Here is a 23,966-nt window from a genome sequence, read left to right as displayed (position 1 = left end):
GCTCACGACGTAGAGTTGCGCGCACGCCATCAGAAGATCGACCGATTACGAGGCCCCCACCGTGCGCCGACGCTCACTTCTTCTTTCCGTACCCGCGGGACTTGTCACCCTGGCCGCCTGCGGCAACGACAAGGCCGGTTCGAGCAAGGCCAGCGAGAGCGCGTCGCCGTCGCCCTCCGAGCCGTCCGCTGCGACCTCGCCGAAGATCGTCTCCGGGCCGCTGCCGGCGATCACCGCGGGCACGAAGTTCGGCGAGAAGCCGACCGTCGCCAAGGGCAGTGGTGACCCGTCGAAGGACATCGCCGTCAAGACGGTGATCGCGGGCGGTGGCCGCACCATCGCGGAGAACGACTACGTCCAGGCGCACTACCTGGGCCAGATCTGGAACTCGGCGAAGCTCTTCGACAACTCCTACGACCGCAAGGCCCCCCTCGTCATCCAGCTCGCCCAGGGCACGATCATCGACGGCTGGCGCTATGCCCTCGCCGGCAAGAAGGTGGGCAGCCGCGTCCTGTTCTCCGTGCCGCCCACCTGGGGATACGGCACGCAGGGCAACGCCCAGGCCGGGATCAAGGGCACCGACACGCTGGTGTTCGTCGTCGACCTCCAGGACACCTTCAACTCCAAGAGCTCGGCCAAGGGCAAGACGGTCGCCCAGGACAACGCCGACCTGCCCAAGATCGGCACCAACACCGACGGCGCCGCCCCGTCCATCACCGTGCCCAGGACGGCCGCGCCCAAGAAGCTCGTGGCCGACTACGTGATCGAGGGCGACGGTCCCGTGGTCAAGCCGGAGAACACCGTGCTCGTCCAGTACAAGGGCGTGCTGTGGGACGGCGGCAAGGAGTTCGACTCGACGTACAAGCGCGATGCGCTGACCTCGTTCTCCCTCCAGCAGGTCGTCAAGGGCTGGGCCGACGGACTGGCCGGCAAGAAGGTCGGCAGCCGGGTCCTGATCGTCGTTCCGCCGGCCCTGGGCTACGGCGACAACCCGCCCCCCAACAGCGGCATCAAGAAGGACTCGGTGCTGGTCTTCACGGTGGACATCCTGGCGGCGATGTAGCACCGCGCCACGGTCTCCCGGCGCGGGCCGCGCACCCGGCGGGGATGTAAGACTGTGCAGGTTGCCTTGTCGTAGATGAGCAGGAGAAACACGTGAGCATCGAGAAGCCCGAGATCGACTTCCCGGGCGGCGAGCCCCCGGCGGATCTCGAGATCAAGGAGATCTGGGAGGGCGACGGGCCCGTGGCCAAGGCCGGCGACACCGTCGCCGTCCACTACGTCGGCGTGGCCTTCTCCACCGGCGAGGAGTTCGACGCCTCCTGGAACCGTGGCACGCCGCTCCGCTTCCAGCTGGGTATCGGCCAGGTCATCGCCGGCTGGGACCAGGGTGTGCAGGGCATGAAGGTCGGCGGGCGCCGCCAGCTGACCATCCCGCCGCACCTCGCCTACGGCGACCGCGGCGCGGGCGGCCGGATCAAGCCGGGCGAGACGCTGATCTTCGTCTGCGACCTGGTCGCGGTCTGATCGTCGTGCACCGGATCCGTGCTGGATCCGATCATCCGTGGCCCATGCCTGTCCGGGCATGGGCCTCGGCTTTTGTCCGTACGCTGCGGGGCGGTACGGTCATCGGTCGTAAGGACCATACGGAAGGTGAAGGGCGTCGATGGCCATTGCCAAGGCCGAGCGGCTGATGAACCTGGCGCTGTGCCTGCTCGGGACGCGGCGGCCGCTGAGCAAGCGCGAGCTGCGGGAGTCCATCGAGGCCTACGTCGAGGCCTCCGGCCGGGACAGGGGCGCGGCCTCCGGGTCGGAGAAGAGCGGCGTTGCGGCGTCCGACGACTCCTTCAACCGCATGTTCGAGCGGGACAAGGACGACCTGCGTGAGCTCGGGCTGGTCATCGAGACCGTCGAGAGCCTGGACGGCGAGGTCGGCTACCTGGCCCGCCGGGACAGCAACCGGCTGCCGCCCATCACCCTCGACGCCGAGGAGGCCGCCGCGCTCGGTCTGGCAGCCAAGGTCTGGCAGCAGGCCCGGCTGGCCGGGGCGGCCAGCGGCGCCCTGCAGAAGCTGCGCGCGGCCGGGCTGCCCGAGGACGTCGACCCCTACGAGGCGCACGGCGCGCTGGAGCCGCGCATCCCGGTGCACGAGGCCGCCTTCGAGCCGCTGATGCTGGCCTGCCGCGACCGCCGGCCGGTCGTCTTCGACTACCGCAAGGCCAACGCCGCCCAGCCCGGGACCCGGCACGTCGAGCCGTGGGCGCTGGAGTGCTGGCGCGGCCACTGGTACCTGGCCGGGTTCGACCGCGACCGGGGAGCCGAGCGGGTCTTCCGGCTGTCCAGGATCACCGGCAGGGTCCGTTCCCGGGGCAGCGGCTTCACCGCGCCGGTCCCGGACGTCGTCACCGTCCGCGAGACCGTGGCGAGCTGGGCGGGCGAGAGTGCCGACCGCTCCGCGCGGATCCGGCTGCGCGCGGACGCGGGGTACCCCCTCCGGGCGAAGGCCACCGCAGTGCGGGAACTGGGAGACGGCTGGGACGAGTTGGAGATCCCGTACGGACACGGGCTGGACGCCTGGCTGGTCGAGTTCGGACCGGACGTGGTGGTCCTGGAGCCGGCCGAGCTGCGGGCGGACGTGCTGGACCGGCTGCGTGCCGTGGCCGGGGGCTGAGGGGGAGCGGAGCGACACTGTGGCAGGCAAACCGGTCAGGCCCGCGAGCGCCATCGACCAGACCCGGCGGATGCTCTCCCTGGTGACGTATCTCAGGGAGCGCCCCGGCGCCCGGATCGAGGACGTGGCGCGCGCCTTCGGCATCACCGAGGACGAGCTGGTCTCCGACCTCGACGTACTGCCCATGTGCGGTACGAGTTTCCGCGGCGGCGATCTGCTCGACATCGACACCGACGGCGAGCGCATCTGGTGGCACAACCCCGCCGCGCTCGGGGCGGAGGCGGCCGAGCCGCTTCGGCTGGCCGCCGACGAGGCGACCGCGCTGCTGGTGGCGGCGCGCGCGGTGGCCACGCTGCCCGGACTGCGGGAGAGCGACCGGCAGGCCCTGCTGCGGGCCACGGCCAAGGTGGAGGCCGCGGCCGGCGAGGCCGCCGGGGCCAGCTCCCGGCTGTCGGTGACCTTCGAGTCCGAGGGCGGGGTCTTCGCCGACGTGGACCGGGCGATCTCCGAGCGCCGCCGGCTGTGGATCCGCTACTACTCGCCCGCCCGCGACGAGGTCACCGAGCGCGAGATCGACCCCATCCGCCTGGTCAGCGTCGGGCACACCTACGTGGAGGCCTGGTGCCGCCGCTCCGAGGCGCGGCGCACCTTCCGGCTCGACCGGGTCGTCGAGATCAAGATCCTCGACGAGCCCTCGGCACCGCCGGAGATGGAGCTGCGCGACCTGTCGCAGGCCCTGGTCCAGCCGGCCGCTGAGGACCCGGAGGTGGTCGTCGAGGTCGGTCCCGGTGGCCGCTGGGTCGCCGAGTACTACCCGCACGACAGTGCCGATGAGCTTCCCGACGGCGGACTGCGTATCACTCTGCGCACGCCCGATCCGGCGTCGCTCAGGCGGCTGGCGCTGCGCCTGGGCCGGGAAGGCCGGATCGTCGCCCCGCGGGAGCTGGCCGACAGCGCCCGGCGGGCGGCCCGTGAGGCCCTGGCCGCCTACGAGCCGGCGGACGACGGGGCCGGGGGCCCCGCGGACGCCGTCGCGGCGGGCGGGCCCGGGGGTGCGGACGTGGTTCACGACGGTCGGTACGACAGGCAGGAGCAGGGGCTTTGAGCGAGTCGGCGACGGCTGGGGTGCGTGAGATGTCGGTGGCGGCGGCGTTCGCCGGGATGCGGAGCGTGACTCCGGTGGTGTTTCGGGCGGGCTGCCCCGACTGCCGGGGCCGGTTCGAGCTCGCCGCGGGCGCGCTGCGCCTGGTCGTCGGCGCCAGCAGCCGCACCACCTTCTACTCGTTCACCTGCCCCGAATGCGGCACCGCGGTCCGCAAGCCGGCCGGCGAGCGGATCGTCGAACTGCTCACCGGCGGCGGGGTCAGCACGCTGCGCCTGCACTCGGCCCTCTAGGCTCGGCGTCATGTTCTGGGCGATGTTCGCGGTGGCCGTGGGGTTCGTGGGGATGGCCGTCCTCGGAGTGCTCGCCGTCCGGGTCTTCGTCGAGGCGCAGCGCCTCGGCCGGCAGGTCACGGAGTCGGCGCAGCGCATCAACCGGGTCGCCGAGGACCTGGAGCGGGCGAGCCTGAGCGCCGCCCGGTCGCTGGAGTCGCGGTGAGTCCCGCCGGGAAAGTCCGGGAAGTCCCGAACGCCGTGCCCTTTCGATCGCCTCGCCCTGCCATCCTGCCCCTGTGGCCGGGTACGCTGCTGGTCATGGCCCGCACTAAGAGGCACGGGTCGCCCAGCAGGAGTACGCACGGGGATTGCTCAGCGTTCACCCCCGGGCGTTACGATCGCTGCCAGCACGAGGTCAGACACCTGTCCGAGTGGTCGGACATGCCCGCCGCCCCGCCTCAGTGAGAAGGTGAAGACTTTATGTTCCGCAACGCACTTGAGCCGTGGCATCTGGTGCTCCTGGTCCTGGTTATCGTCCTGGTGTTCGGTTCGAAGAAGCTCCCGGACATGGCGCGCTCGCTCGGCAAGTCCGCGCGCATCCTGAAGAGCGAGGCCAAGGCGATGAAGGACGAGGCGAAGTCGACCAACGCGGCCGGCTCGGCGACTCCGGCCGGTGAGGAGCAGCAGTCCTCGGCCCAGCGCACCATCCAGGCCGCGCCCGGTGACGTGACCAGCTCGCGCCCGGTCAACGAGCCGACGGACACGACTCAGCGCTGACGGGAGGACCGGAGCCCTTCCGGTCCGCTGCACGAGATGAGGATGTGGGTTGCTCAAGTCCGCCCGCAAGAAGGAGAAGGACCCCGAGGGGCGGATGTCGCTCGCGGATCACCTCCGTGAGCTGCGCAACCGGCTCGGGAAAGGTGTCCTGGCGATCCTGGTCGTGACGATCGTCGCCGCCTTCTTCTACAAGGACATCGTCAACTTCATCACCAAGCCGGTGCTGAGCTCGGTGGGGTGTGGGCAGTCCTTCGAGGAACTGGCCAAATCGGGCAGCAGCACCACCTGCGCACACCTCACGATCAACGGTCTGCTGGCGCCCTTCACCCTGGCACTGAAGGTGTCGCTGATGGCCGGGGTGGTGCTGGCCTCGCCGATCTGGCTCTACCAGCTGTGGGCGTTCGTCGCCCCCGGCCTGCACAAGCACGAGCGGAAGTACGCCTACGCCTTCGTCGGCGCGGGCGTACCGCTCTTCCTCGGTGGCGGCCTCCTCGCCTACAAGGTGCTCCCCACCACCGCCAAGGTGCTGATCGGCTTCACGCCCGCGGATGTCGACAACCTGCTGCCGTTGGACGACCTGCTCGACCTCGTCTCGCGCATGGTGATCGTCTTCGGCCTCTCGTTCGAGATGCCGCTCCTGCTCGTCATGCTCAACCTCACCGGCATCCTGTCCGGGAAGCGCATGCTCGGCTGGTGGCGCGGCATGGTCGTCGGCATCACGGCGTTCGCCGCGGTGGCCACGCCGAGCGCCGACCCCCTGACGATGCTGGCGCTGGCGGCGCCGATCTGGGGGCTGTACTTCATCGCGGTGATCATCGCCCTGTTCAACGACCGCCGAAAGGACCGCCTGGCGGCCCTGGGGCCGTCGGACGACGAAGCCTCCGAGCTCGACCTCACCCCCGAGGAGATCGACGAGGTCGAACCCGTCACCACCCGCCGCGCCCTGCCCGAGCAGACGGACCGGGTCAACGGGTACGACGACGTGACCTGATCACCGCCGCGGGTTCCCGGCCGGCCGCTCGCACCGCGAGCGGCCGGCTTTTCCGCCTCGGGGGCGATCGGGATAATGATCGTCCTGTTGTCGGTGCGGCCCGGTACGCTCGAAAGCACGATGACAGAGGACCTCTCACCGGCCGAGCGGTATGCGGCAGCGCGCAGGCGAGCTGCCGAGCAGGCCACCGCCCTCGCGGGATTCCGCGAGATGTACGACTTCGGCCTCGACCCGTTCCAGATCGAGGCCTGCCAGGCGCTCGAGGCGGGCAAGGGCGTACTGGTCGCCGCGCCCACCGGCTCCGGCAAGACGATCGTGGGCGAGTTCGCCGTCCACCTCGCCCTCCAGCAGGGCAGGAAGTGCTTCTACACGACGCCGATCAAGGCGCTGTCCAACCAGAAGTACGCAGACCTGTGCCGCCGCTACGGCAGCGGCAAGGTGGGCCTCCTGACCGGCGACAACAGCCTCAACTCCGAGGCCCCGGTGGTCGTGATGACCACCGAGGTGCTGCGGAACATGCTCTACGCCGGCTCCCAGACCCTGCTCGGCCTCGGCTATGTGGTCATGGACGAGGTGCACTACCTCTCCGACCGCTTCCGCGGCGCCGTGTGGGAGGAAGTGATCATCCACCTGCCCGAGTCGGTGACCCTGGTGTCCCTGTCGGCGACCGTGTCCAACGCCGAGGAGTTCGGCGACTGGCTGGACACCGTCCGCGGGGACACCGAGGTGATCGTCTCCGAGCACCGGCCCGTTCCGCTGTTCCAGCACGTGCTGGCCGGGCGCCGGATGTACGACCTGTTCGAGGAGGGCGAGGGCCACCGGAAGGCCGTCAACCCCGACCTCACGCGCATGGCCCGCATGGAGGCCGGCCGCCCCTCGTTCCAGGACCGCCGGCGCGGCCGCGCGATGCGCGAGGCCGACCGTGAGCGGGAGCGCAGACAGCGGTCCCGGATCTGGACGCCGAGCCGTCCCGAGGTCATCGAGCGCCTGGACGCCGAGGGCCTGCTGCCCGCGATCACCTTCATCTTCAGCCGCGCCGCCTGCGAGGCCGCCGTCCAGCAGTGCCTGCACGCGGGCCTGAGACTCAACGACGAGCCGGCGCGCGAGCGCGTCCGCGCCCTGGTCGAGGAGCGCACCGCCGCCATCCCGGCCGAGGACCTGCACGTCCTCGGCTACTACGAGTGGCTGGAGGGCCTGGAGCGCGGTATCGCCGCCCACCACGCGGGCATGCTGCCGACCTTCAAGGAGGTCGTCGAGGAGCTGTTCGTGCGCGGTCTGGTCAAGGCGGTCTTCGCCACCGAGACCCTCGCCCTCGGCATCAACATGCCGGCCCGCTCGGTGGTGCTGGAAAAGCTCGTGAAGTGGAACGGCGAGCAGCACGCCGACATCACCGCCGGCGAGTACACGCAGCTCACCGGTCGCGCCGGCCGCCGTGGCATCGACGTCGAGGGCCACGCGGTGGTGCTGTGGCAGCGCGGCACGAGCCCCGAGCACCTGGCGGGCCTGGCCGGCACCCGCACCTACCCGCTGCGCTCCAGCTTCAAGCCGTCGTACAACATGGCGGTCAACCTGGTCGAGCAGTTCGGGCGGCACCGCTCGCGCGAGCTGCTGGAGACCTCCTTCGCGCAGTTCCAGGCCGACAGGTCGGTCGTCGGGATCTCCCGGCAGGTGCAGCGCAACGAGGAGGGACTCGACGGCTACAAGGCCTCCATGACCTGCCATCTCGGCGACTTCACGGAATACGCGCGGCTGCGCCGGGAACTGAAGGACCGCGAGACGGAGCTGGCCCGGCAGGGCGCGTCCCAGCGGCGTGCCGAGGCGGCCGTCGCCCTGGAGAAGCTCAAGCCGGGCGACGTCATCCACGTCCCCACCGGCAAGTTCGCGGGTCTGGCGCTGGTGCTGGACCCGGGTCTGCCCGCGGGACGTTCCAACGGCCACCGCGGCCTGGAGTACCACGACGGCCCGCGCCCGCTGGTGCTGACCGCCGAGCGTCAGGTCAAGCGGCTGGCGGCCATCGACTTCCCGGTGCCCGTGGAGCCGCTGGAGCGGATGCGGATCCCGAAGTCGTTCAACCCGCGCTCCCCGCAGTCCCGCCGTGACCTCGCCTCCGCGCTGCGCACCAAGGCCGGGCACATCCCGGCGGAGCGGCACCGCAAGCGGCGCTCCCAGGCGGCCGACGACCGTGAGATCGCCCGGCTGCGCACCGCGCTCCGCGCCCACCCCTGCCACGGGTGCGACGACCGCGAGGACCACGCCCGTTGGGCCGAGCGCTACCACCGGCTGCTGCGCGACACCAAGCAGCTGGAGCACCGCATCGAGGGCCGTACGAACACCATCGCGCGCACCTTCGACCGGATCGTCGCGCTGCTGACCGAGCTCGACTATCTGCGCGGCGACGAGGTCACCGAGCACGGCAAGCGGCTCGCCCGGCTGTACGGCGAACTCGACCTGCTGGCCAGCGAATGCCTGCGCGAGCACGTCTGGGAGGGCCTGGGGCCGGCCGAACTCGCCGCCTGTGTCTCGGCGTTGGTGTACGAGGCGCGGGTCAGTGACGACGCCATGGCACCCAAGCTGCCCTCCGGGAAGGCGAAGGCGGCGCTCGGCGAGATGGTGCGGATCTGGGGCCGGCTGGACGCCCTGGAGGAGGACTTCCGCATCAACCAGACCGAAGGGGTGGGCCAGCGCGAGCCCGACCTCGGCTTCGCCTGGGCCGCGTACATGTGGACCTCCGGCAAGGGCCTGGACGAGGTGCTGCGCGAGGCGGAGATGCCGGCGGGCGACTTCGTGCGCTGGTGCAAGCAGGTGATCGACGTGCTGGGCCAGATCTCGGCGGCGGCGCCGGTGGAGGGCTCGTCGGTGGCCAAGAACGCGCGCAAGGCGGTGGAGGGGCTGCTGCGGGGGGTCGTGGCCTACTCCTCGGTCGGGTAGGCGGAGCCGGACGATCGCATCGATCACATGGTCCCGGTGGGTGCCGCCGGGACCATGTGATTTTCGTATGCCCGCACTGCGTCACCGTACGTGTTCGATTGGAGCCGGGGCGTGCAAATGCCCCGAGCGTACTCCTGCCGCGCGCCCCGTTTCAGGCCGTTGCTGAATATGACATGGCGATGATCCGACCGGATTATGCTCGCCCGCGGCGCAGCGAGTTGAGGTTGTTCGTGAGCTTGCTCCCAAGCGTCCTCAAACGTGCCGAAATTCCCGTCAGTTTCATGACGTACCCCCACTGGAAGCTGCCCGAACCCAGCCGATTCTTCTCAGAGGGCTTACATGGTGAGTGTTCAATCGCCCCCCGGTGGCCGTGAACTTCCCTACGCGCGCGTGTTGTTGCTGCCCGCCCTGGTGATGGCGGCGGCCACCGGGGCCGCCGTCGCCCTGGTGACGGACTCGGCCCGCCTCGCCGTGGCCTGCTGCGGCGCCGTCGCCACCCTGCTGGTGCTCAGCACGGGCGCCGAAGCGGTGCGCCGCGGACGCACCATCCGGGACCAGCGGGCGGAGCACGCCCGGCGCACCGCGGACCTGGAGGGGCGCCTGGCCGCCCACGACCGGGAGATCCACCGTCTCGCCTCCGACATCCTCCCCGCCGCCGTCGACCACCTGCGCGCCAGCCACACGCCTCCCGAGGTGATGCGCGACATCGTCGACGGCCACCCCGAGTGGCGCCGGATCCCCGAGTCGCAGCGCGCGGTGGTGCGCATGATCCTCAAGATCGTGGACGACGAGGAGAACATCCGCGACTCCACCCAGCGCGCCTTCGTCAGCATCGCCCGGCGCGTCCAGGCGATCGTGCACCAACAGGCCAGAGAACTCCGGGAGATGGAGGAGGACCACGGCCGCAGCCCCGAGGTCTTCGACGACCTGCTGCGCATCGACCACGGCACCGCGCTGATCGGCCGCCTGGCCGACTCCGTCTCCGTCATCGGCGGCGGCCGCCCCGGCCGGCAGTGGCCCAACCCGGTCACGCTCTACAGCGTGCTGCGCGGCGCCATGTCCCGGATCCTGGAGTACCGGCGCATCGAACTGCACTCCATCGCCAAGGTCAACATCAAGGGCGTCGACGTCGAGCCCGTCATCCACGCCGCGGCCGAACTCCTCGACAACGCCACCCGCTACTCGCCGCCGCAGACCAAGGTGCACGTCACGGCCGTCGAGGTGCAGACCGGCGTCGCCATCGAGATCGAGGACGGCGGCGTCAGCCTGAACGAGGAGACCCGCACCCGGATCGAGCGCCTGCTCGAGGCGGCCAGGGCCGGGGTCGACCCGCTGGACCTCAGTGACACTCCCCGCCTCGGCCTCGCGGTCGTGGGACGCCTGTGCGCGAAGCACAAGATGCAGGTCTCCCTGCGGGCCTCCGCCTACGGCGGTGTCCGCGCGGTCCTCGTCGTGCCCGGCGACATGACGACCATCGATCCCGCTCCGGGACTCGCCCACGGCATCGGCGCGACCTCCGTTCCGGCTCCCGGGGAGGACGCAGTGGCGGGCCCCGAGCGCGCCCCGAAGAGGCGCCGCCCCACCAGCCCCCGTGTCCCCGCCGCGGTGTCCCCGGCGGACGACGAGGTCCCCGAGGTCACCGAGTGGACGGCGGGCGGCCTGCCGCAGCGCCGCAGCCGGACCAGGACCCCGCTGAGCCGGCGCGGCGCCGGGCAGGCCGCCGCCGAGCGGGAGGGCGGGGCGGTGCGGGCCGTGCCCCCACCCGGGCCCGCGCCCACGAGGAAGGACTCCGAACCGGGCCTGTGGGTCGAGGCGTTCTGGGACGGGCTGAAGAAGGACAACCCGGGCCCGGACCCGACGGCGTTCACTCAGGACCCGACCGCGTATCTGCACCTGATCGAGGAGCCGGCCCGAGCCGAGGCCGACGTCCGGGCCGACGACGAGGGGGACCTCAAGTGATCCAGCAGCGAGCCAACTTCGACTGGATGCTCAAGGAGCTCCACGACAGCGTGCCGGGCATCGAGATGATCGTGGTGCTCTCGGCCGACGGACTGCGCATCGCCCGCTACGGCGGGGACGCCGACGCCGCCGACCGGGTCGCCGCGGCCTGTGCCGGACTCCAGAGCCTCGCGACCGCCGTCGCCGTGGAGATCCCGGGCAGCGACGGCCGGATGAAGCTGGTCGTCATCGAGATCGACGGCGGCTACTTCTACCTCATGTCCGCGGGGGCCAACGCCTATCTCGCCGTGCTCGCCGACATCCGCACCGAACCCGGCCTCATGAGCGCCCGCATGCGCGACCTCGTGGTCCGCATCGGCGCCCACCTGACCAGTCCGCCGCGGCGGGGCGGGCAGACCGTATGACCCCTCCGCGGCGCCAGAGGCGTTCCCCCGGCCACGAACCGCCACCTCCCCCCGGACCCGCCGGGCAGGGCGAGGAGAAGCACCCCGAGCGGCTGTACGTGGTCGCCGGTGCGGGCGAGGACGGCGCCCGCGCGGCCGTCGACCTGGTGACCCTGATCGTGGCGCGCACCGAGCCGCCGCCGTCCGCCACCCCGGAGCAGGTGGCGCTGCTGCGGCTGTGCACCGCCCCGCTGTCCGTGGCCGAGCTGTCGGCCTACCTCACCCTGCCGTTCAGCGCGACGACGGCCCTGATCACCGAGCTGCTCGCGGCCGGCCTCGTGCAGGCCCGCGCGCCGATCGTCCGCCGGGCGGTCCCCGACCGACACCTCCTCGAAGCGGTGATGCATGGACTTCAAAGGCTCTGACACCATTCCCGGCCCGCGCACCGAGGACCATCTGCCGCACACGGCCCAGGCCGCGGCGAAGATCGTGATCGTCGGTGGTTTCGGGGTCGGCAAGACGACCATGGTGGGCTCGGTCAGCGAGATCAGGCCGCTCACCACCGAGGAGACGATGACCCAGGCCGGTATCGGCGTCGACGACGACTACGGCTCCGAGTCCAAGAGCGCCACCACCGTGGCGATGGACTTCGGCCGCATCACCATCAGCGACCACCTGGTTCTCTACCTCTTCGGCACCCCCGGCCAGCAGCGTTTCTGGTTCCTGTGGAACGGGCTGTTCGAGGGCGCGCTCGGCGCGGTGGTGCTGGCCGACACCCGCCGGCTGGAGGTCAGCTTCGACGTCATGGGCCGCCTGGAGGAGCGCGGCGTGCCCTTCGTCGTCGCCGTCAACTCCTTCCCGGACGCGCCGCGTCACCCGCTCCCGGAACTGCGCGCCGCGCTCGACCTGTCCGAGGAGATCCCGATCGTCGAGTGCGACGCGCGGCGCCGCGCCTCCAGCCGCGATGTGCTGATGACGCTGACGCGCTTCCTGCACTCCCTCGCCGCGACGGGCTCGCTCCCCTGATCCGCACCGGTCGGCCCGTCCCGCACCCACACCTCTTCCGTTTCCGAAAGCGACCGCTGTGACGCCTGAACCCCACTCCCCGACCGGTCCGGACGACTTCGCCCTCGACCCGCCCCCCGGCTGCCCCGCGCACGGCACCGGGCCCGGAGGACTGCACCGGCTCCACGAGGCGCGGGACCTGAGAGTGCTCTACGAGCAACTGCGCGACCAGTACGGACCGGTGGCGCCCGTACTGCTCCACGACGACGTGCCGATGTGGGTGGTACTCGGCCACGCCGAGAACCTGCACATGGTGAGCACCCCGTCGCAGTTCACCAAGGACAGCCGTATCTGGACGCCGCTCAGGGACGGCACGGTCAAGCCCGATCACCCGCTCATGCCGCACATCGCCTGGCAGCCGATCTGCGCACACGCCGAGGGCGAGGAACTCAAGCGGCTGCGCGGCGCCGTCCAGGGCGCCCTGGAGTTCGTCGACTTCCGCGCCCTGCGCCGCCACATCGGCCGGGCCACCCAGCGCCTGGTCAACCGGTTCTGCGAGACGGGCCGCGCCGACCTCGTCGCCCAGTTCACCGAGCATCTGCCCATGGCGGTGATGTGCCAGGTCCTCGGCATGCCCGAGGAGTACAACGACCGGATCGTGCAGGCCGCCCGCGACATGCTCAAGGGCACCGGGACCGCGATCGCCAGCAACGAGTACATCATGGACTGCCTGCTGCGGGTCACCGCCCGCCGCCGGGCCCGGCCCGAGGACGACCTCACCAGCCACCTCATCGAGCAGCCGGCGGGCCTGACCGACGAGGAGGTCGGCCAGCACCTGCGGGTCGTGCTCATCGGCACCTACGAGGCCACCGCCAACCTGCTGGCCAACACCGTGCGCCGGGTCCTGACCGAGCCGGGCTTCCGGGCCCAGCTCAACGGCGGTCAGATGACGGTGCCGGAGGCGGTCGAGCAGTCCCTGTGGGACGAGCCGCCGTTCAGCACCATCTTCGGCTACTTCGCCAAGCAGGAGACCGAACTCGGTGGCCGGCGCATCCGCCGGGGCGACGGGCTGCTGCTGGGCATCGCGCCGGGCAACGTCGATCCCCGGGTGCGGCCGGGCCCGACGGCGGACATGCAGGGCAACCGTTCCCACCTCGCCTTCGGCGGCGGCCCGCACGAATGTCCCGGCCAGGACGTCGGGCGCGCCATCGCCGACGTCGGCGTCGACATGCTGCTGACCCGGCTGCCGGACGTCCGGCTCGACCGCGACGAGGCGGAGCTGCGGTGGACGGAGTCGATCGCCTCCCGCCATCTGGTGGAGCTGCCGGTGCGGTTCACGCCGCGGCCGCAGCAGGACGAGAGAGCGAAGCCGAGCCACAACCCGCACCCGGTTGCGCCGCCGCGCCCGGCCTGGGAGGTCGGCACCGCGGCCGCTCGGCAGCGGCCCGGGCCGTCGTCCGTGCCGTCCCCCGAGCTGCCGCCCGTGCCGTCATCCGAGCCGCCGCCCGCGCCCGCGGCGGCGCAGGAGCCGCTGGGCGCCGGGGCGCCGAACCCCGCACCGGCCGCCGCCACGGCCCGACCCCCGGGTGCCTGGCAGCGCTTCCTGCGCTGGTGGCGCGGTCACTGACCGGCCCACCCCGCGAAGTCGGACCAGGCCTGGAGCGCCCGTCCGCTGGTGAACCGGTGCTCCGCCCCTGTGACCGGATCCGTGAACTCCAGTGTCCGCGCGAGCAGTTGCAGCGGGCGCCGGAAGTCGCCGGCCGGCACGGGGGCGGTCACCACCGGGTAGAGCGGGTCGCCCAGGATCGGCACGCCCAGCGCGTTCATGTGCACCCGTAGCTGGTGCGTCTGTCCGGTGGCGGGCGCCAGCCGGTACCGTCCGAGCCCGTCCGCGCGGTGTTCGGCCAGTTCCACACGCGTGACGGCGTTCGGCTCGCCCGCCACCTCGCGGGCGGCCTGCACCCCGCGCTCCTTCACGATCCGGCTGCGCACGGTCCGCGGCAGGACCAGCGCCGGGTCGTAAGGGGCCACCGCCTCGTACTCCTTGCGCACCAGCCGGTCGCGGAACAGCGTCTGGTAGGCGCCGCGCTCCTCGGGCCGCACCGTGAACAGCACCAGCCCGGCGGTGAGCCGGTCCAGGCGGTGCGCGGCGCTCAGCGCGGGGATCCCCAGCTCCCGCCGCAGCCGTGCCAGCGCGGTCTCGGCGACGTGCGAGCCGCGCGGGGTGGTGGCGAGGAAGTGCGGCTTGTCGACGACGACGAGGTGCTCGTCGCGGTGCACGACCCGAAGCGGGAACGGCACCGGCACCTCCTCGGGCAGCTCCCGGTGGAACCACACGTACATCCCCGGCTCGTACGGCGCGTCGGGCGCCACCGCCCGTCCGTCGGCCCCGACGACCCGGCCCGCGTCGACCATGGCCCCGACCACCCCGGGGCCGGCCCCCGACAGCCGCTCCACCAGATACGCCCGCACGGTGGTCCAGGTCCCCGCGGCGGGCAGCCGGACCCGCACCGGGTCCACCCCGTGGCGCTGGGGCAGGGGGGAGGGCGGGGTACGGGTCTTGCGTCGCATCGACCGAAGCCTACGAGGCCGCCCACGGCCCCGGAAAATCACTGCGCCGGCGGCCTTCGCGTGGGCAGGATACGGGCCATGCCTTTTCTCACCAGCCCGGTACTTCCCGCCGGCACCTTCGCGCGCGCCGCGCAGCCCACCCTGCCCACCGGCGACGGTCTCCTCCTGCGGCCCTGGACGCCCGAGGACGCGCCCGTCGTCCACGACGTCTTCCAGGACCCGGTCATGCACCAGTGGCATGCCAGGGCCGCCGAGTCCGAGTCCGAGGCGGCCGGCTGGATCGAGGAGTGGCGTGCCGCATGGGCGGCGGACCGGGAGGGCCAGTGGGCGGTGGCCGACGCGGACACCGGCCGCCCGGTGGGGCGGGTCGCGCTGCGCGAGGTGCGGTTCGAGGACGGCGCGGCGGAGGTGGCGTACTGGACCGCTCCGGCGGCCCGTGGCCGGGGGGTGGCCTCGCGCGCCACCGCGGCCCTCGTCCACTGGGCGTTCGAGGACACCGGGTTCCACCGCCTGGAGCTCCTGCACTCCGTGCACAACGGCGCCTCCTGCCGCGTCGCCACCAGGACCGGCTTCGCCCTGGAGGGCACCAAGCGCAGTTCGGGCCTCCACGCGGACGGCTGGCACGACATGCATCTGCACGCGCGCGTCCGGGGGGACTGAGGCGGAGTGCCCGATCCCGGAGGCCACGATATATCGCGTGTATTGACGGAGAGGATAAGGTCGCGATATGTTCGGCTACGGATATTCGGAAGCGAGGTGATGGGGTATGGCCGGCGGGCGCAGAAAGTTGAGCAATCCGCTCGCGCTGACCGTGATGACCACGCTCTGGCAGAAGCCCATGCACCCCTACGAGATCGCGCAGACCCTGCGCCGTCAGGGCAAGGACGCCAGCACCAAGATCAACTACGGCTCGCTCTACACGGTCGTGCAGAACCTCGAGGAGCGCGGCTTCGTCGAGGTGGTCGACGTGGAGCGGCGGGGCAACCGCCCCGAGCGCACGATCTACGCGCTCACCGAGTCCGGCCGCGAGGAGATGACGCGATGGCTGTCGGACCTCGTCGCCGTACCGGCCAAGGAGTACCCGATCTTCGAGACCGCGCTCTCGTTGCTGGGGGCCCTGCCCCCGGACGACGTCGTGCGGCTGCTGGAGGAGCGGCTGACCGCCCTGGAAATGCGGGTGGCGAGCGGACGGGCGGTGCTGGACAAGCTCTACGAGACGCTGCCGCGCCTGTTCCTCGTCGAGGTCGAGTACCACCAGCACATGGCCGAGGCGGAGACGGAGTGGGTCCGCGGTTTCGCCCGCGAGATCCGCGAGGGCTCGCTGCCGGGCGTCGAGAGCTGGCGCCGGTTCCACGAGACGGGGGAGATCCCCGCGGAGTTCAAGGAAGCCGAGGAACGCCACTACCAGAAGTGAACCGTCCATGAGACAGACCCCGGCAGGGCTGTTGCAGCAGCCCCGCCAGGGTCTCGAACCCCGAGCCGAATCCACCGTGAGGCTTCTTTGGGCGATCGAGGTGCGGCACACCCAGGGTAGCCCGGCGCTCTCACGTGGATCATTCGGCGATCTTCGCCACCCATCCGCATCCACGCATCCAGGAGAGCTCCGCCATGAGTCCCACCCGTGCGCCCGCCGTCGAGGCACGTCGGCTGACCAAGACCTATCCCGGTGACGTCACCGCCCTGAACGGCATGGACATCACCGTCGAGCCGGGCACCGTCTTCGGTCTCCTCGGTCCGAACGGCGCCGGCAAGTCCACCACCGTCAAGATCCTCACCACCCTGGCCCGCCCCGACTCCGGCGAGGCGACCGTGGCCGGCCACGACGTGCTGCGCCACCCGGACCGGGTGCGGCGTGCCATCGGCGTGGTCGCGCAGAGTTCGGGCGCCGACCCGGCCGCCACCGGCCGCGAGAACCTCCGGCTCCAGGGCAGGCTCTACGGACTGAGGGGCGCCGGCCTGGACCGCCGGGTCGACGGACTGCTGGAGCGGTTCAGCCTCGCCGACGCCGCCCGCCGCCCCGTCAAGGGCTACTCCGGCGGTATGCGGCGGCGCCTGGACGTCGCCCTCGGACTGGTGCACCGGCCCGAGGTCCTCTTCCTCGACGAGCCCACCACCGGCCTCGACCCGGAAGCCCGTACGGCGATGTGGGACGAGATCGGCCGCCTGGCAGGCGAGGAGGGCCTGACCATCCTGCTGACCACGCACTACCTGGAGGAGGCCGACCGGCTCGCCGAGCGCATCGCCATCGTCGACCGCGGACGGGTCGTCGTCGAGGGCACCCCGGACTCCCTCAAGGGCGAACTGCGCGGCGACGCGGTCCACGTGGAACTGCGCGAGGCGGTCGGCGAGGCCGGGCGCACGGTGCTCGGCAGCGCCCTGGGCGCCCTGCCCGGCGTGCACGAGGTGCTGATCGACGGACGCCGGATCAGCGCCCGCGCCGACGACGGAGCCGCCGCCATGCCCGCGCTCCTCGCGGGCCTGGAGCGCGCCGGGGTCACCGTGACCGCGGCGACCGTGGCCCGCCCCTCCCTCGACGACGTCTACCTCCGCTACGCGGGCCGACGTTACGCCGAGGCGGAGGCCGGGAGCGGAGCCCCCGGCACCGAGGCCCTCGCCCTCGCCGGAGGTGCGCGATGAGCACCGCGATCTCCCAGACCTGGTACATGACCCAGCGTCAGCTGATGGTGTTCGCGCGCCAGCCGGCCTACGCGGTCATCACGCTGATCCAGCCGGTGATCTGGCTGTTCCTGTTCGGCAACCTCTTCAGGAAGGTCGTCGAACTCGGCGGCTTCGGCACCACCTCGTACCTGGACTACCTGGTGCCGGGCGTGGTGGTGATGAGCGCGCTCAGCTCCAACATGTGGGCCGGCATGGGCACGTTGGAGGAGATCCAGCGCGGCACGCTCAACCGGTTCCTGACCACCCCGGTCAGCCGGGCCGCCCTGATGAACGGCAACGTGGTCCACAACGGCCTGGTCACCGCCCTCCAGTCGGTCGTCATCGTGCTGCTCGGCCTGCTGGGCGGGGCCGACTACCCCGGTGGCGTCGGCGGCGTCCTGATCCTGGTGCTCGCCTCGGTGCTGCTGGGCACGGTCTTCGGGGCGCTTTCCAACGCGCTCGGAATGCTGGTGCAGGAGCGGGAGTCCATCATCGGGATCAACACCTTCCTGCTGCTGCCCCTGACGTTCCTGTCCTCCGCCTTCATGGCGCCCGCGCAGATGCCCGCCTGGATGCGCCACACCGCCGACTTCAACCCGCTCAACTGGGCGATGGTGGCGGGCCGTTCCGCGATGTCCGCGCATCCCGACTGGAGTGTCGTGGGAAGCCGGGGCGGCGCGCTGCTGGCCCTCGCGGTGGCCGCGGTGTGGCTGTCGATACGGACGTTCCGCTCCTACCAGCGGTCGGTCTGAGCCACGCGAAAGCGGCGGTACCGACCCGGGTACCGCCGCTTTCGTACATGGCTCACGCGGCCGGCGCCGCGCCCTCCTGCTCCGTCTCGATCCGGGCGTTCCAGTCGCGCTTGGAGGCCTGCCAGCCGTCCTCGTCGTGGCCGAGCCGCCAGTAGCCGGAGATCGACAGGTCCTCGCGGGGAACGGCGTGCTCGACCCGCAGCAGCCGGCGCAGCTCCTTCACGAACCCGGCCTCGCCGTGCACGAACGCGTGCACCCGGCCCTCGGGGAACGGCAGCGCCCGTACGGCCTCCACCAGAGCCCGGCCGACGGGCCGCTCGCCGCGGTGCAGCCAGACCACCTCCACGTCGGAGTCGATCTTCTGCTCCTCCTCGGGACCCGCGACCTCGACGAAGGCGTGGGCCGTCGCGCCCTCGGGCAGGGCCTCCAGGGAGCGCGCGATCGCGGGCAGGGCGCTCTCGTCACCGGCCAGCAGATGCCAGTCGGCGCTCGCGTCCGGGGCGTAGGCGCCGCCGGGACCCAGGAAGTGCACGGTCTCGCCCGGCCGTGCCAGCAGCGACCAGGGGCCGGCCAGCCCCTCGTCGCCGTGGATGACGAAGTCCAGGGTCAGCTCGCGGTGGCCGGGGTCCCAGGCGCGCACCGTGTACGTCCGGGTCACCGGCCACTGCTCGCGCGGCAACTCCTCGCGGATCCCCTGAAGATCGAAGGGTTCCGGATAGGTGACCCCGTCGGGCGGGAACAGCAGCTTGACGTAGTGGTCCGTGCAGGTGTCCGCCGAGAAGCCGGCCAGGCCCTCCCCGCCGAGCACCACGCGCTGCATGTGCGGGGTCAGCCGTTCGGTCCGGACGACCTGCGCGGAGTGGGTCCTGCGCGGCTTGCGCGCCGGACGTTCTGCCATGACGGCCTCCCTGTTTCCCCTTGCTTAGGTTTACCTAAGTTAACACCTCGCCCCGGTGAGTACCTCCCCCGTCCGGCCGCCGGCCGCGCGCGTCGCCACAGCCGTCACGCCGGCAACGTGGCGAGCAGCCGCTGAAGCGAACCTCCCAGACCCCAGCGGGCCGCCAGCTCCTCGAGTGCCGCCGGATCGCGCGGGGCGCGCGGCAGCGCCGTGTCCACGTCCGGCACCGGGACGTCGGCGGCGACACGCACGACCTTCGGCGCCACCGCGAGATACGGCCGCGCCTCGTCGAGCCGCCTGCGCTGCGACGGCGTGAGCTTCGCCTTCGGGTCGTCGACGGCCGCCATGATCCCGGCCAGGTCGCCGAACTCGGCGAGCAGCCTGGCCGCCGTCTTCTCCCCGATGCCGGGCACGCCGGGCAGTCCGTCGCTCGGGTCGCCGCGCAGCAGCGCCAGATCCGCGTACCCCGGGCCGTCGACCCCGTACTTCTCCCGCAGCGCGGCCTCGTCGGTGGCCTGGAGCGTGCCGACGCCCTTGACCGGGTACAGCACCCGCACCCCGCGGGCGTCGTCCACCAGCTGGTACAGGTCCCGGTCGCCGGTGACGATGTCGACCGGGCCCGTCGCCCGTGCGGTGAACGTGCCGATCACGTCGTCCGCCTCGTACCCCGCGACGCCCACGCGCGCGATGCCCACCGCGTCCAGGACGGACTCGATCACCGGGACCTGCGGGGACAGGGTGTCCGGCACCTCCTCCTCGTCCGGACCGCCGGTGTGCTCCACGGCCACCCGGTGCGCCTTGTAGGAGGGGATCAGCTCCACCCGCCAGGCCGGCCGCCAGTCGGCGTCCATACAGGCCACCAGGTGATCGGGCCGGTGGTCCTTGACCAGCCGGTCGATGAAGTCGAGCAGCCCGCGCACGGCGTTCACCGGCGTGCCGTCCGGGGCCCTGATCGACTCCGGGACGCCGAAATAGGCGCGGAAGTACAGGGAGGCGGTGTCGAGGAGCATCAGTCGTCCGGTCACGTCTCGCATCATGCCGTACGGCACCGACAGTCACCGGACGGCCGGGAACCGTGGATTCCACGTGAACGGCAGCCGACGGCGATGTGAAGCAGGCCACGTTCGGTTTGAGCCAAACGGGTCTGGGCAGGCGCGCTTCGGATCGAAGTGGTTGCTTTCTTCAACTGTCAGCGGCCCTCCGCATCCCGTTCCTGGCCCCGAGACAAGAGGTACGCGTGTCTTCAAGACTTCAGGCCCGGCACCTGTTCAAGGTGTTCGGCCGACGACCGGACGAGGCAGTCGAAAAGCTACGGCAGGGTGCCGACCGCGAGGACTTGCGCGCCGACGGCACCACCGCCGCCGTCATCGACGCCTCGTTCAGCGTCGATCCCGGCCAGATCTTCGTCGTCATGGGCCTGTCCGGTTCCGGCAAGTCCACGCTCCTGCGGATGCTGAACGGGCTGCTGCAGCCGACCGCCGGCAGCGTCAGCTTCGACGGCCAGGACCTGACCGCGCTCAGCGACCGCGAGCTGCGCGAGGTCCGCTCCAGGAAGATCAGCATGGTCTTCCAGCACTTCGCGCTCTTCCCGCACCGCAGCGTCCGTGAGAACGCCGCCTATGGTCTGGAAGTGCAGGGCGTGCCCCGCGCCGAGCGCGAACGCCGCGCCGACGAGGCGCTCGCCCTGTGCGGTCTGGCCGGCTGGGAGTCCTCCTGGCCCGACGAGCTCTCCGGCGGCATGCAGCAGCGAGTGGGCCTGGCCCGCGCCCTGGCCACCGACGCCGACCTGTTGCTGATGGACGAGTCCTTCAGCGCCCTGGACCCGCTGATCCGGCGCGACATGCAGGACCAGCTGCTCCAGCTCCAGAAGACGCTCAAGAAGACGATCGTCTTCATCACCCACGACCTCAACGAGGCCATGCGCCTGGGCGACCGGATCGCCGTCATGCGCGACGGCCGCATCGTGCAGACGGGCACCGCCGAGGACATCCTGCTGCGCCCCGCCGACGACTACGTCGCCTCCTTCACCCAGGACGTCGACCGGTCCCGGGTGCTGACCGCGGAGTCGGTCATGGACCGCGACGTACGCGGTGACGAGGCGGACTGCGGCTGTGACACCGCGACCCCGCACACCCCGTTCACCGAGCTGTGCGCGATCAGCGCCCGCGTGCCCCACCCGGTCGCCGTGCTGGACGAGCACCGCGACCTCGTCGGCATCGTCCCGCGCCAGCGCCTCGTCGGCTTCCTGGGCGACGAGCAGAGCTCCCAGGTGAGCTGCGACGCGCCGCGGGACAAGGGCGGCGACAAGGCGGTGGCCCGTGCCTAGGATCCCGCTCGGCGACTGGGTCAACTCCGCGGTCGACTGGCTGCTCGGCCACATGTCCTGGCTCTTCGACTTCTTCAAGGCCGTGTTCACCGGCACCTACGACGGCATCAACGCCGTCCTCCAGGCGCCGGAACCGCTGCTGCTCGCGGGCATCTTCGCCGTGCTCGCCTGGTGGCTGCGCGGCGCCTTCGCCGGAGTGCTCACCTTCGTGGGGTTCGCGTTCATCGACTCCATGGAGCTGTGGTCGGACGCGATGGTGACCCTGTCGCTGGTCCTCGTCGCCACGATCATCGCGCTGGTGATCTCGGTGCCGGTCGGCATCTGGGCGGCCCGCTCGGACCGGGTCAGCGCCTTCGTCCGGCCGGTCCTGGACTTCATGCAGACGCTGCCCGCGATGATCTACCTCATCCCGGCCATCCTGTTCTTCGGCACGGGCGCCTCCGCGGGCATCGTCGCCACCCTGATCTTCGCCCTCGCGCCCGGCGTCCGCATGACCGAGCTGGGCATCCGCCAGGTCGACAAGGAACTGGTCGAGGCGGCCGAGGCGTTCGGCACCACGCCCCGCAACACGCTGCTGCGCGTCCAGCTGCCGCTGGCGCTGCCGACCGTGATGGCCGGCGTCAACCAGGTGATCATGCTCGGCCTGTCCATGGCCGCGATCGCCGGCATGGTCGGCACCGGCGGCCTCGGCGGCGACGTCAACGAGGCCATCGGCCAGCTCAACGTCGGCCTCGGCTCCGAGTCCGGTATCGCCATCGTGATCCTCGCGATCTACCTCGACCGCATGACCAGCGCCCTGGGCACCGAGGTCTCGCCGCTCGGCCGGCGCGCCGCCGCCAAGGCGCGGGCCGTCAAGGGCCTGAAGATCTGGTCCTACCGGCCGCAGCCGCAGATCGCCGTGATCGGCGTGGTGATCCTCGCCCTGGTCGCGGGCGGCATGGGCCTCTTCGCGGGGGGCGGCGGCAGTACGACGGCCGCCGGCGACGGCAGCGACGTCGGCCGCGGCAAGAAGATCACCATCGGATACATCCCGTGGGACGAGGGCGTCGCGTCCACCTTCCTGTGGAAGGAGATCCTCGAACAGCGCGGCTACCAGGTCGACGCCCGCCAGTTCGACGCCGGACCGCTCTACACCGCGCTCGCCCAGGGCAACGTCGACTTCGAGACGGACTCCTGGCTGCCGACGACCCACGCCCAGTACTGGAAGAAGTACGGCAGCCGGCTCGACGACCTCGGCTCCTGGTACGGCCCGACGTCCCTGGAGCTGACCGTCCCCTCGTACATGAAGGACGTGAACTCGCTCGAGGACCTCAAGGGCAAGGCGGGCCTGTTCGGCGGGAAGATCACCGGCATCGAGTCCAGCGCCGGCATGATGGCCCTGCTCAAGAGCAAGGTCCTCAAGGACTACGGCCTGGACAAGGAGTACAAGGTCGTCGACAGCTCCACGCCCGCCATGCTGGCCGAGCTCAAGCGCGCCTACAGCAAGAAGGAACCGATCGTCGTCACGCTCTGGTCACCGCACTGGGCGTACAGCGACTTCGATCTGAAGAAGCTGAAGGACCCCAAGGGCTCCTGGGGCAAGGGCGACGGCGTGCACACGCTGGCCCGCAAGGGCTTCGCGAACGACGACCCGGTCGTCGGCACGTGGCTGAAGAACTTCAAGCTGACCGAGAAGCAGCTCACCGGCCTCGAGGCCGAGATCAACAAGTCGGGCAAGGGCCGCCAGCAGGACGCCGTCCGCGCCTGGCTGAAGGACAACCCGGGCGTCGTCGACAAGCTCGCCCCGCTGCCCGGCGGCGACTCGGCCGCCAAGCCGGCGGAGGCCAAGCGCACCCTGAACGTCGCCTGGTTCCCGTGGGACGAGGACATCGCCGTCACCCACTTGTGGAAGAACGTCCTGGAACGCCGCGGCTACCGGATGAACCTGAAGCAGATGGACGTGGGCCCGGTCTACACCGGCCTGGCCGGCGGTGACATCGACCTCAACTTCGACGCCTGGCTGCCGTACGCCCAGAAGAACTACTGGGACAAGAACAAGGACAGACTCAGGGACCTCGGCACCTGGTACGAGCCGACCTCCCTGGAGATCGCCGTGCCGTCCTACGTCAAGGGCGTGAAGTCCCTGGAGGACCTCAAGGGCAAGGCGTCCACCTTCAACGGGAAGATCATCGGCATCGAGCCGGGCACCGGCGAGATGACCCTGCTGAAGGACAAGGTCCTGCCCGGCTACGGCCTGGACAAGGAGTACAAGGTCGTCGACGGCTCCACGCCCGCGATGCTCGCCGAGCTCAAGCGCGCGTACGCCAAGAAGCAGCCCGTGGCCGTGGTGCTGTGGTCGCCGCACTGGGCGTACAGCCGCTACGACCTCACCAAGCTCGCCGACGACAAGAAGCTCTTCGGCGAGGGCAACACCGTGCGCACCATCTCCAGCGCCAAGTTCCCCGAGCAGTACCCGCAGCTCACCAAGTGGATCAAGAACTTCAGGATGAGCGAGGACGAGCTCGGCAGCCTGGAGAGCGAGATCAACCAGCACGGTCAGGGCCACGAGGCCGAGGCCGTCACCGCCTGGCTGAAGCAGCACCCCGACGTCCCGGCGCGGATGACCCCGCAGTAGCCGCCGACCCGGACACCGCCGAAGGGGCGGGCCCGCCCCGCGTCGCCCTGCGATGC

23 protein-coding genes are annotated in these 23,966 nt (G+C 71.2%); 20 read left to right on the top strand and 3 right to left on the bottom strand.

All coding sequences use genetic code 11. The features are described 5' to 3' along the window. The first annotated feature begins 61 nt into the window (after window positions 1-61). The 14 genes from ACIQMV_RS01185 (at window position 62) to ACIQMV_RS01120 (ending at window position 13,718) form a co-directional block, all read left to right on the top strand. Window positions 62-1,063, top strand: a complete 1,002-nt coding sequence (locus tag ACIQMV_RS01185) for an FKBP-type peptidyl-prolyl cis-trans isomerase (RefSeq protein ID WP_402590186.1) — start codon at window positions 62-64, stop codon at window positions 1,061-1,063. Window positions 1,064-1,155: 92 nt separating this feature from the next. Then, window positions 1,156-1,527 (top strand): FKBP-type peptidyl-prolyl cis-trans isomerase, encoded by a 372-nt coding sequence (locus tag ACIQMV_RS01180; protein WP_141362535.1) that lies wholly within the window; start codon window positions 1,156-1,158, stop codon window positions 1,525-1,527. Between the two features lie 139 nt (window positions 1,528-1,666). Then, a complete protein-coding gene (locus tag ACIQMV_RS01175) occupies window positions 1,667-2,671 on the top strand; it encodes a helix-turn-helix transcriptional regulator (protein ID WP_402590184.1) in 1,005 nt (334 codons plus the stop codon). A 19-nt stretch (window positions 2,672-2,690) separates the two neighbouring features. Beyond that, entirely contained in the window at window positions 2,691-3,776 is a 1,086-nt protein-coding gene (locus ACIQMV_RS01170) for a helix-turn-helix transcriptional regulator (protein ID WP_402590182.1), read from the top strand. Next, a complete protein-coding gene (locus tag ACIQMV_RS01165; protein WP_141362541.1) occupies window positions 3,773-4,066 on the top strand; it encodes a hypothetical protein in 294 nt (97 codons plus the stop codon). The genes ACIQMV_RS01170 and ACIQMV_RS01165 overlap by 4 nt, the downstream gene beginning before the upstream one ends. A 10-nt stretch (window positions 4,067-4,076) precedes the next feature. Further along, on the top strand, window positions 4,077-4,271 hold the full coding sequence (locus ACIQMV_RS01160) for a hypothetical protein (protein WP_402590180.1): 195 nt from the start codon (window positions 4,077-4,079) through the stop codon (window positions 4,269-4,271). A gap of 257 nt (window positions 4,272-4,528) precedes the next feature. Next, window positions 4,529-4,825, top strand: a complete 297-nt coding sequence (gene tatA / locus ACIQMV_RS01155) for a Sec-independent protein translocase subunit TatA (protein ID WP_141362545.1) — start codon at window positions 4,529-4,531, stop codon at window positions 4,823-4,825. 49 nt (window positions 4,826-4,874) lie between these two features. Continuing rightward, window positions 4,875-5,816: a twin-arginine translocase subunit TatC gene (gene tatC / locus ACIQMV_RS01150; RefSeq protein WP_141362547.1), complete on the top strand. Its 942-nt coding sequence runs from the start codon at window positions 4,875-4,877 to the stop codon at window positions 5,814-5,816. Window positions 5,817-5,891: 75 nt separating this feature from the next. After that, window positions 5,892-8,744 (top strand): DEAD/DEAH box helicase, encoded by a 2,853-nt coding sequence (locus tag ACIQMV_RS01145; RefSeq protein WP_401775243.1) that lies wholly within the window; start codon window positions 5,892-5,894, stop codon window positions 8,742-8,744. A gap of 339 nt (window positions 8,745-9,083) precedes the next feature. Further along, window positions 9,084-10,703 (top strand): ATP-binding protein, encoded by a 1,620-nt coding sequence (locus ACIQMV_RS01140; RefSeq protein ID WP_402590177.1) that lies wholly within the window; start codon window positions 9,084-9,086, stop codon window positions 10,701-10,703. Continuing rightward, window positions 10,700-11,107 carry a roadblock/LC7 domain-containing protein gene (locus ACIQMV_RS01135; protein WP_141362553.1) on the top strand — a complete coding sequence of 136 codons (408 nt, stop codon included), beginning with the start codon at window positions 10,700-10,702 and terminating at the stop codon, window positions 11,105-11,107. Before ACIQMV_RS01140 ends, ACIQMV_RS01135 begins: the two co-directional genes overlap by 4 nt. Further along, window positions 11,104-11,511 (top strand): DUF742 domain-containing protein, encoded by a 408-nt coding sequence (locus ACIQMV_RS01130; RefSeq protein ID WP_402590175.1) that lies wholly within the window; start codon window positions 11,104-11,106, stop codon window positions 11,509-11,511. The genes ACIQMV_RS01135 and ACIQMV_RS01130 overlap by 4 nt, the downstream gene beginning before the upstream one ends. Beyond that, the gene (locus ACIQMV_RS01125) at window positions 11,492-12,112 is read left to right on the top strand and encodes an ATP/GTP-binding protein (RefSeq protein ID WP_141362557.1); all 621 of its coding nucleotides are present in this window, start codon (window positions 11,492-11,494) and stop codon (window positions 12,110-12,112) included. Before ACIQMV_RS01130 ends, ACIQMV_RS01125 begins: the two co-directional genes overlap by 20 nt. A 58-nt stretch (window positions 12,113-12,170) precedes the next feature. Continuing rightward, window positions 12,171-13,718: a cytochrome P450 gene (locus ACIQMV_RS01120; protein WP_402590173.1), complete on the top strand. Its 1,548-nt coding sequence runs from the start codon at window positions 12,171-12,173 to the stop codon at window positions 13,716-13,718. Here ACIQMV_RS01120 and ACIQMV_RS01115 read toward each other — a convergent pair. Continuing rightward, a complete protein-coding gene (locus ACIQMV_RS01115) occupies window positions 13,712-14,662 on the bottom strand; it encodes an RluA family pseudouridine synthase (RefSeq protein ID WP_402590171.1) in 951 nt (316 codons plus the stop codon). The two genes, ACIQMV_RS01120 and ACIQMV_RS01115, sit on opposite strands and share 7 nt — an antisense overlap. 78 nt (window positions 14,663-14,740) lie before the next feature. Between ACIQMV_RS01115 and ACIQMV_RS01110 the strand changes: the two genes are divergently transcribed. From ACIQMV_RS01110 to ACIQMV_RS01095, 4 genes are all read left to right on the top strand, one after another. Beyond that, window positions 14,741-15,322 carry a GNAT family N-acetyltransferase gene (locus ACIQMV_RS01110; protein WP_402590169.1) on the top strand — a complete coding sequence of 194 codons (582 nt, stop codon included), beginning with the start codon at window positions 14,741-14,743 and terminating at the stop codon, window positions 15,320-15,322. 106 nt (window positions 15,323-15,428) lie between these two features. Beyond that, window positions 15,429-16,076: a PadR family transcriptional regulator gene (locus tag ACIQMV_RS01105; protein ID WP_141362565.1), complete on the top strand. Its 648-nt coding sequence runs from the start codon at window positions 15,429-15,431 to the stop codon at window positions 16,074-16,076. A 194-nt stretch (window positions 16,077-16,270) separates the two neighbouring features. Next, window positions 16,271-17,299, top strand: a complete 1,029-nt coding sequence (locus tag ACIQMV_RS01100; RefSeq protein ID WP_402590167.1) for an ATP-binding cassette domain-containing protein — start codon at window positions 16,271-16,273, stop codon at window positions 17,297-17,299. After that, the gene (locus ACIQMV_RS01095; protein ID WP_402590165.1) at window positions 17,296-18,072 is read left to right on the top strand and encodes an ABC transporter permease; all 777 of its coding nucleotides are present in this window, start codon (window positions 17,296-17,298) and stop codon (window positions 18,070-18,072) included. The genes ACIQMV_RS01100 and ACIQMV_RS01095 overlap by 4 nt, the downstream gene beginning before the upstream one ends. A gap of 52 nt (window positions 18,073-18,124) precedes the next feature. Here the strand turns inward: ACIQMV_RS01095 and ACIQMV_RS01090 are convergent, their stop codons facing one another. Both ACIQMV_RS01090 and ACIQMV_RS01085 read right to left on the bottom strand, forming a co-directional pair. Next, complete coding sequence (locus ACIQMV_RS01090; RefSeq protein ID WP_141362571.1) at window positions 18,125-18,970, bottom strand: siderophore-interacting protein; 846 nt, start codon at window positions 18,968-18,970, stop codon at window positions 18,125-18,127. Window positions 18,971-19,074: 104 nt separating this feature from the next. Further along, entirely contained in the window at window positions 19,075-20,004 is a 930-nt protein-coding gene (locus ACIQMV_RS01085) for a 5'-3' exonuclease H3TH domain-containing protein (protein ID WP_402590962.1), read from the bottom strand. A gap of 203 nt (window positions 20,005-20,207) precedes the next feature. On the opposite strand from ACIQMV_RS01085, the gene ACIQMV_RS01080 reads away from it, so the two are divergent. Further along, complete coding sequence (locus tag ACIQMV_RS01080; RefSeq protein ID WP_402590163.1) at window positions 20,208-21,296, top strand: glycine betaine/L-proline ABC transporter ATP-binding protein; 1,089 nt, start codon at window positions 20,208-20,210, stop codon at window positions 21,294-21,296. Further along, window positions 21,289-23,910, top strand: coding sequence for an ABC transporter permease/substrate binding protein (locus ACIQMV_RS01075; RefSeq protein ID WP_402590161.1), 2,622 nt, complete (start codon window positions 21,289-21,291; stop codon window positions 23,908-23,910). Before ACIQMV_RS01080 ends, ACIQMV_RS01075 begins: the two co-directional genes overlap by 8 nt. The last annotated feature ends 56 nt before the right edge of the window (window positions 23,911-23,966 follow it).

This window comes from Streptomyces sp. NPDC091412 (assembly GCF_044756885.1).
Taxonomy (GTDB): Bacteria; Actinomycetota; Actinomycetes; order Streptomycetales; family Streptomycetaceae; genus Streptomyces.
This window is presented reverse-complemented; position numbering and strand designations above follow the sequence as displayed.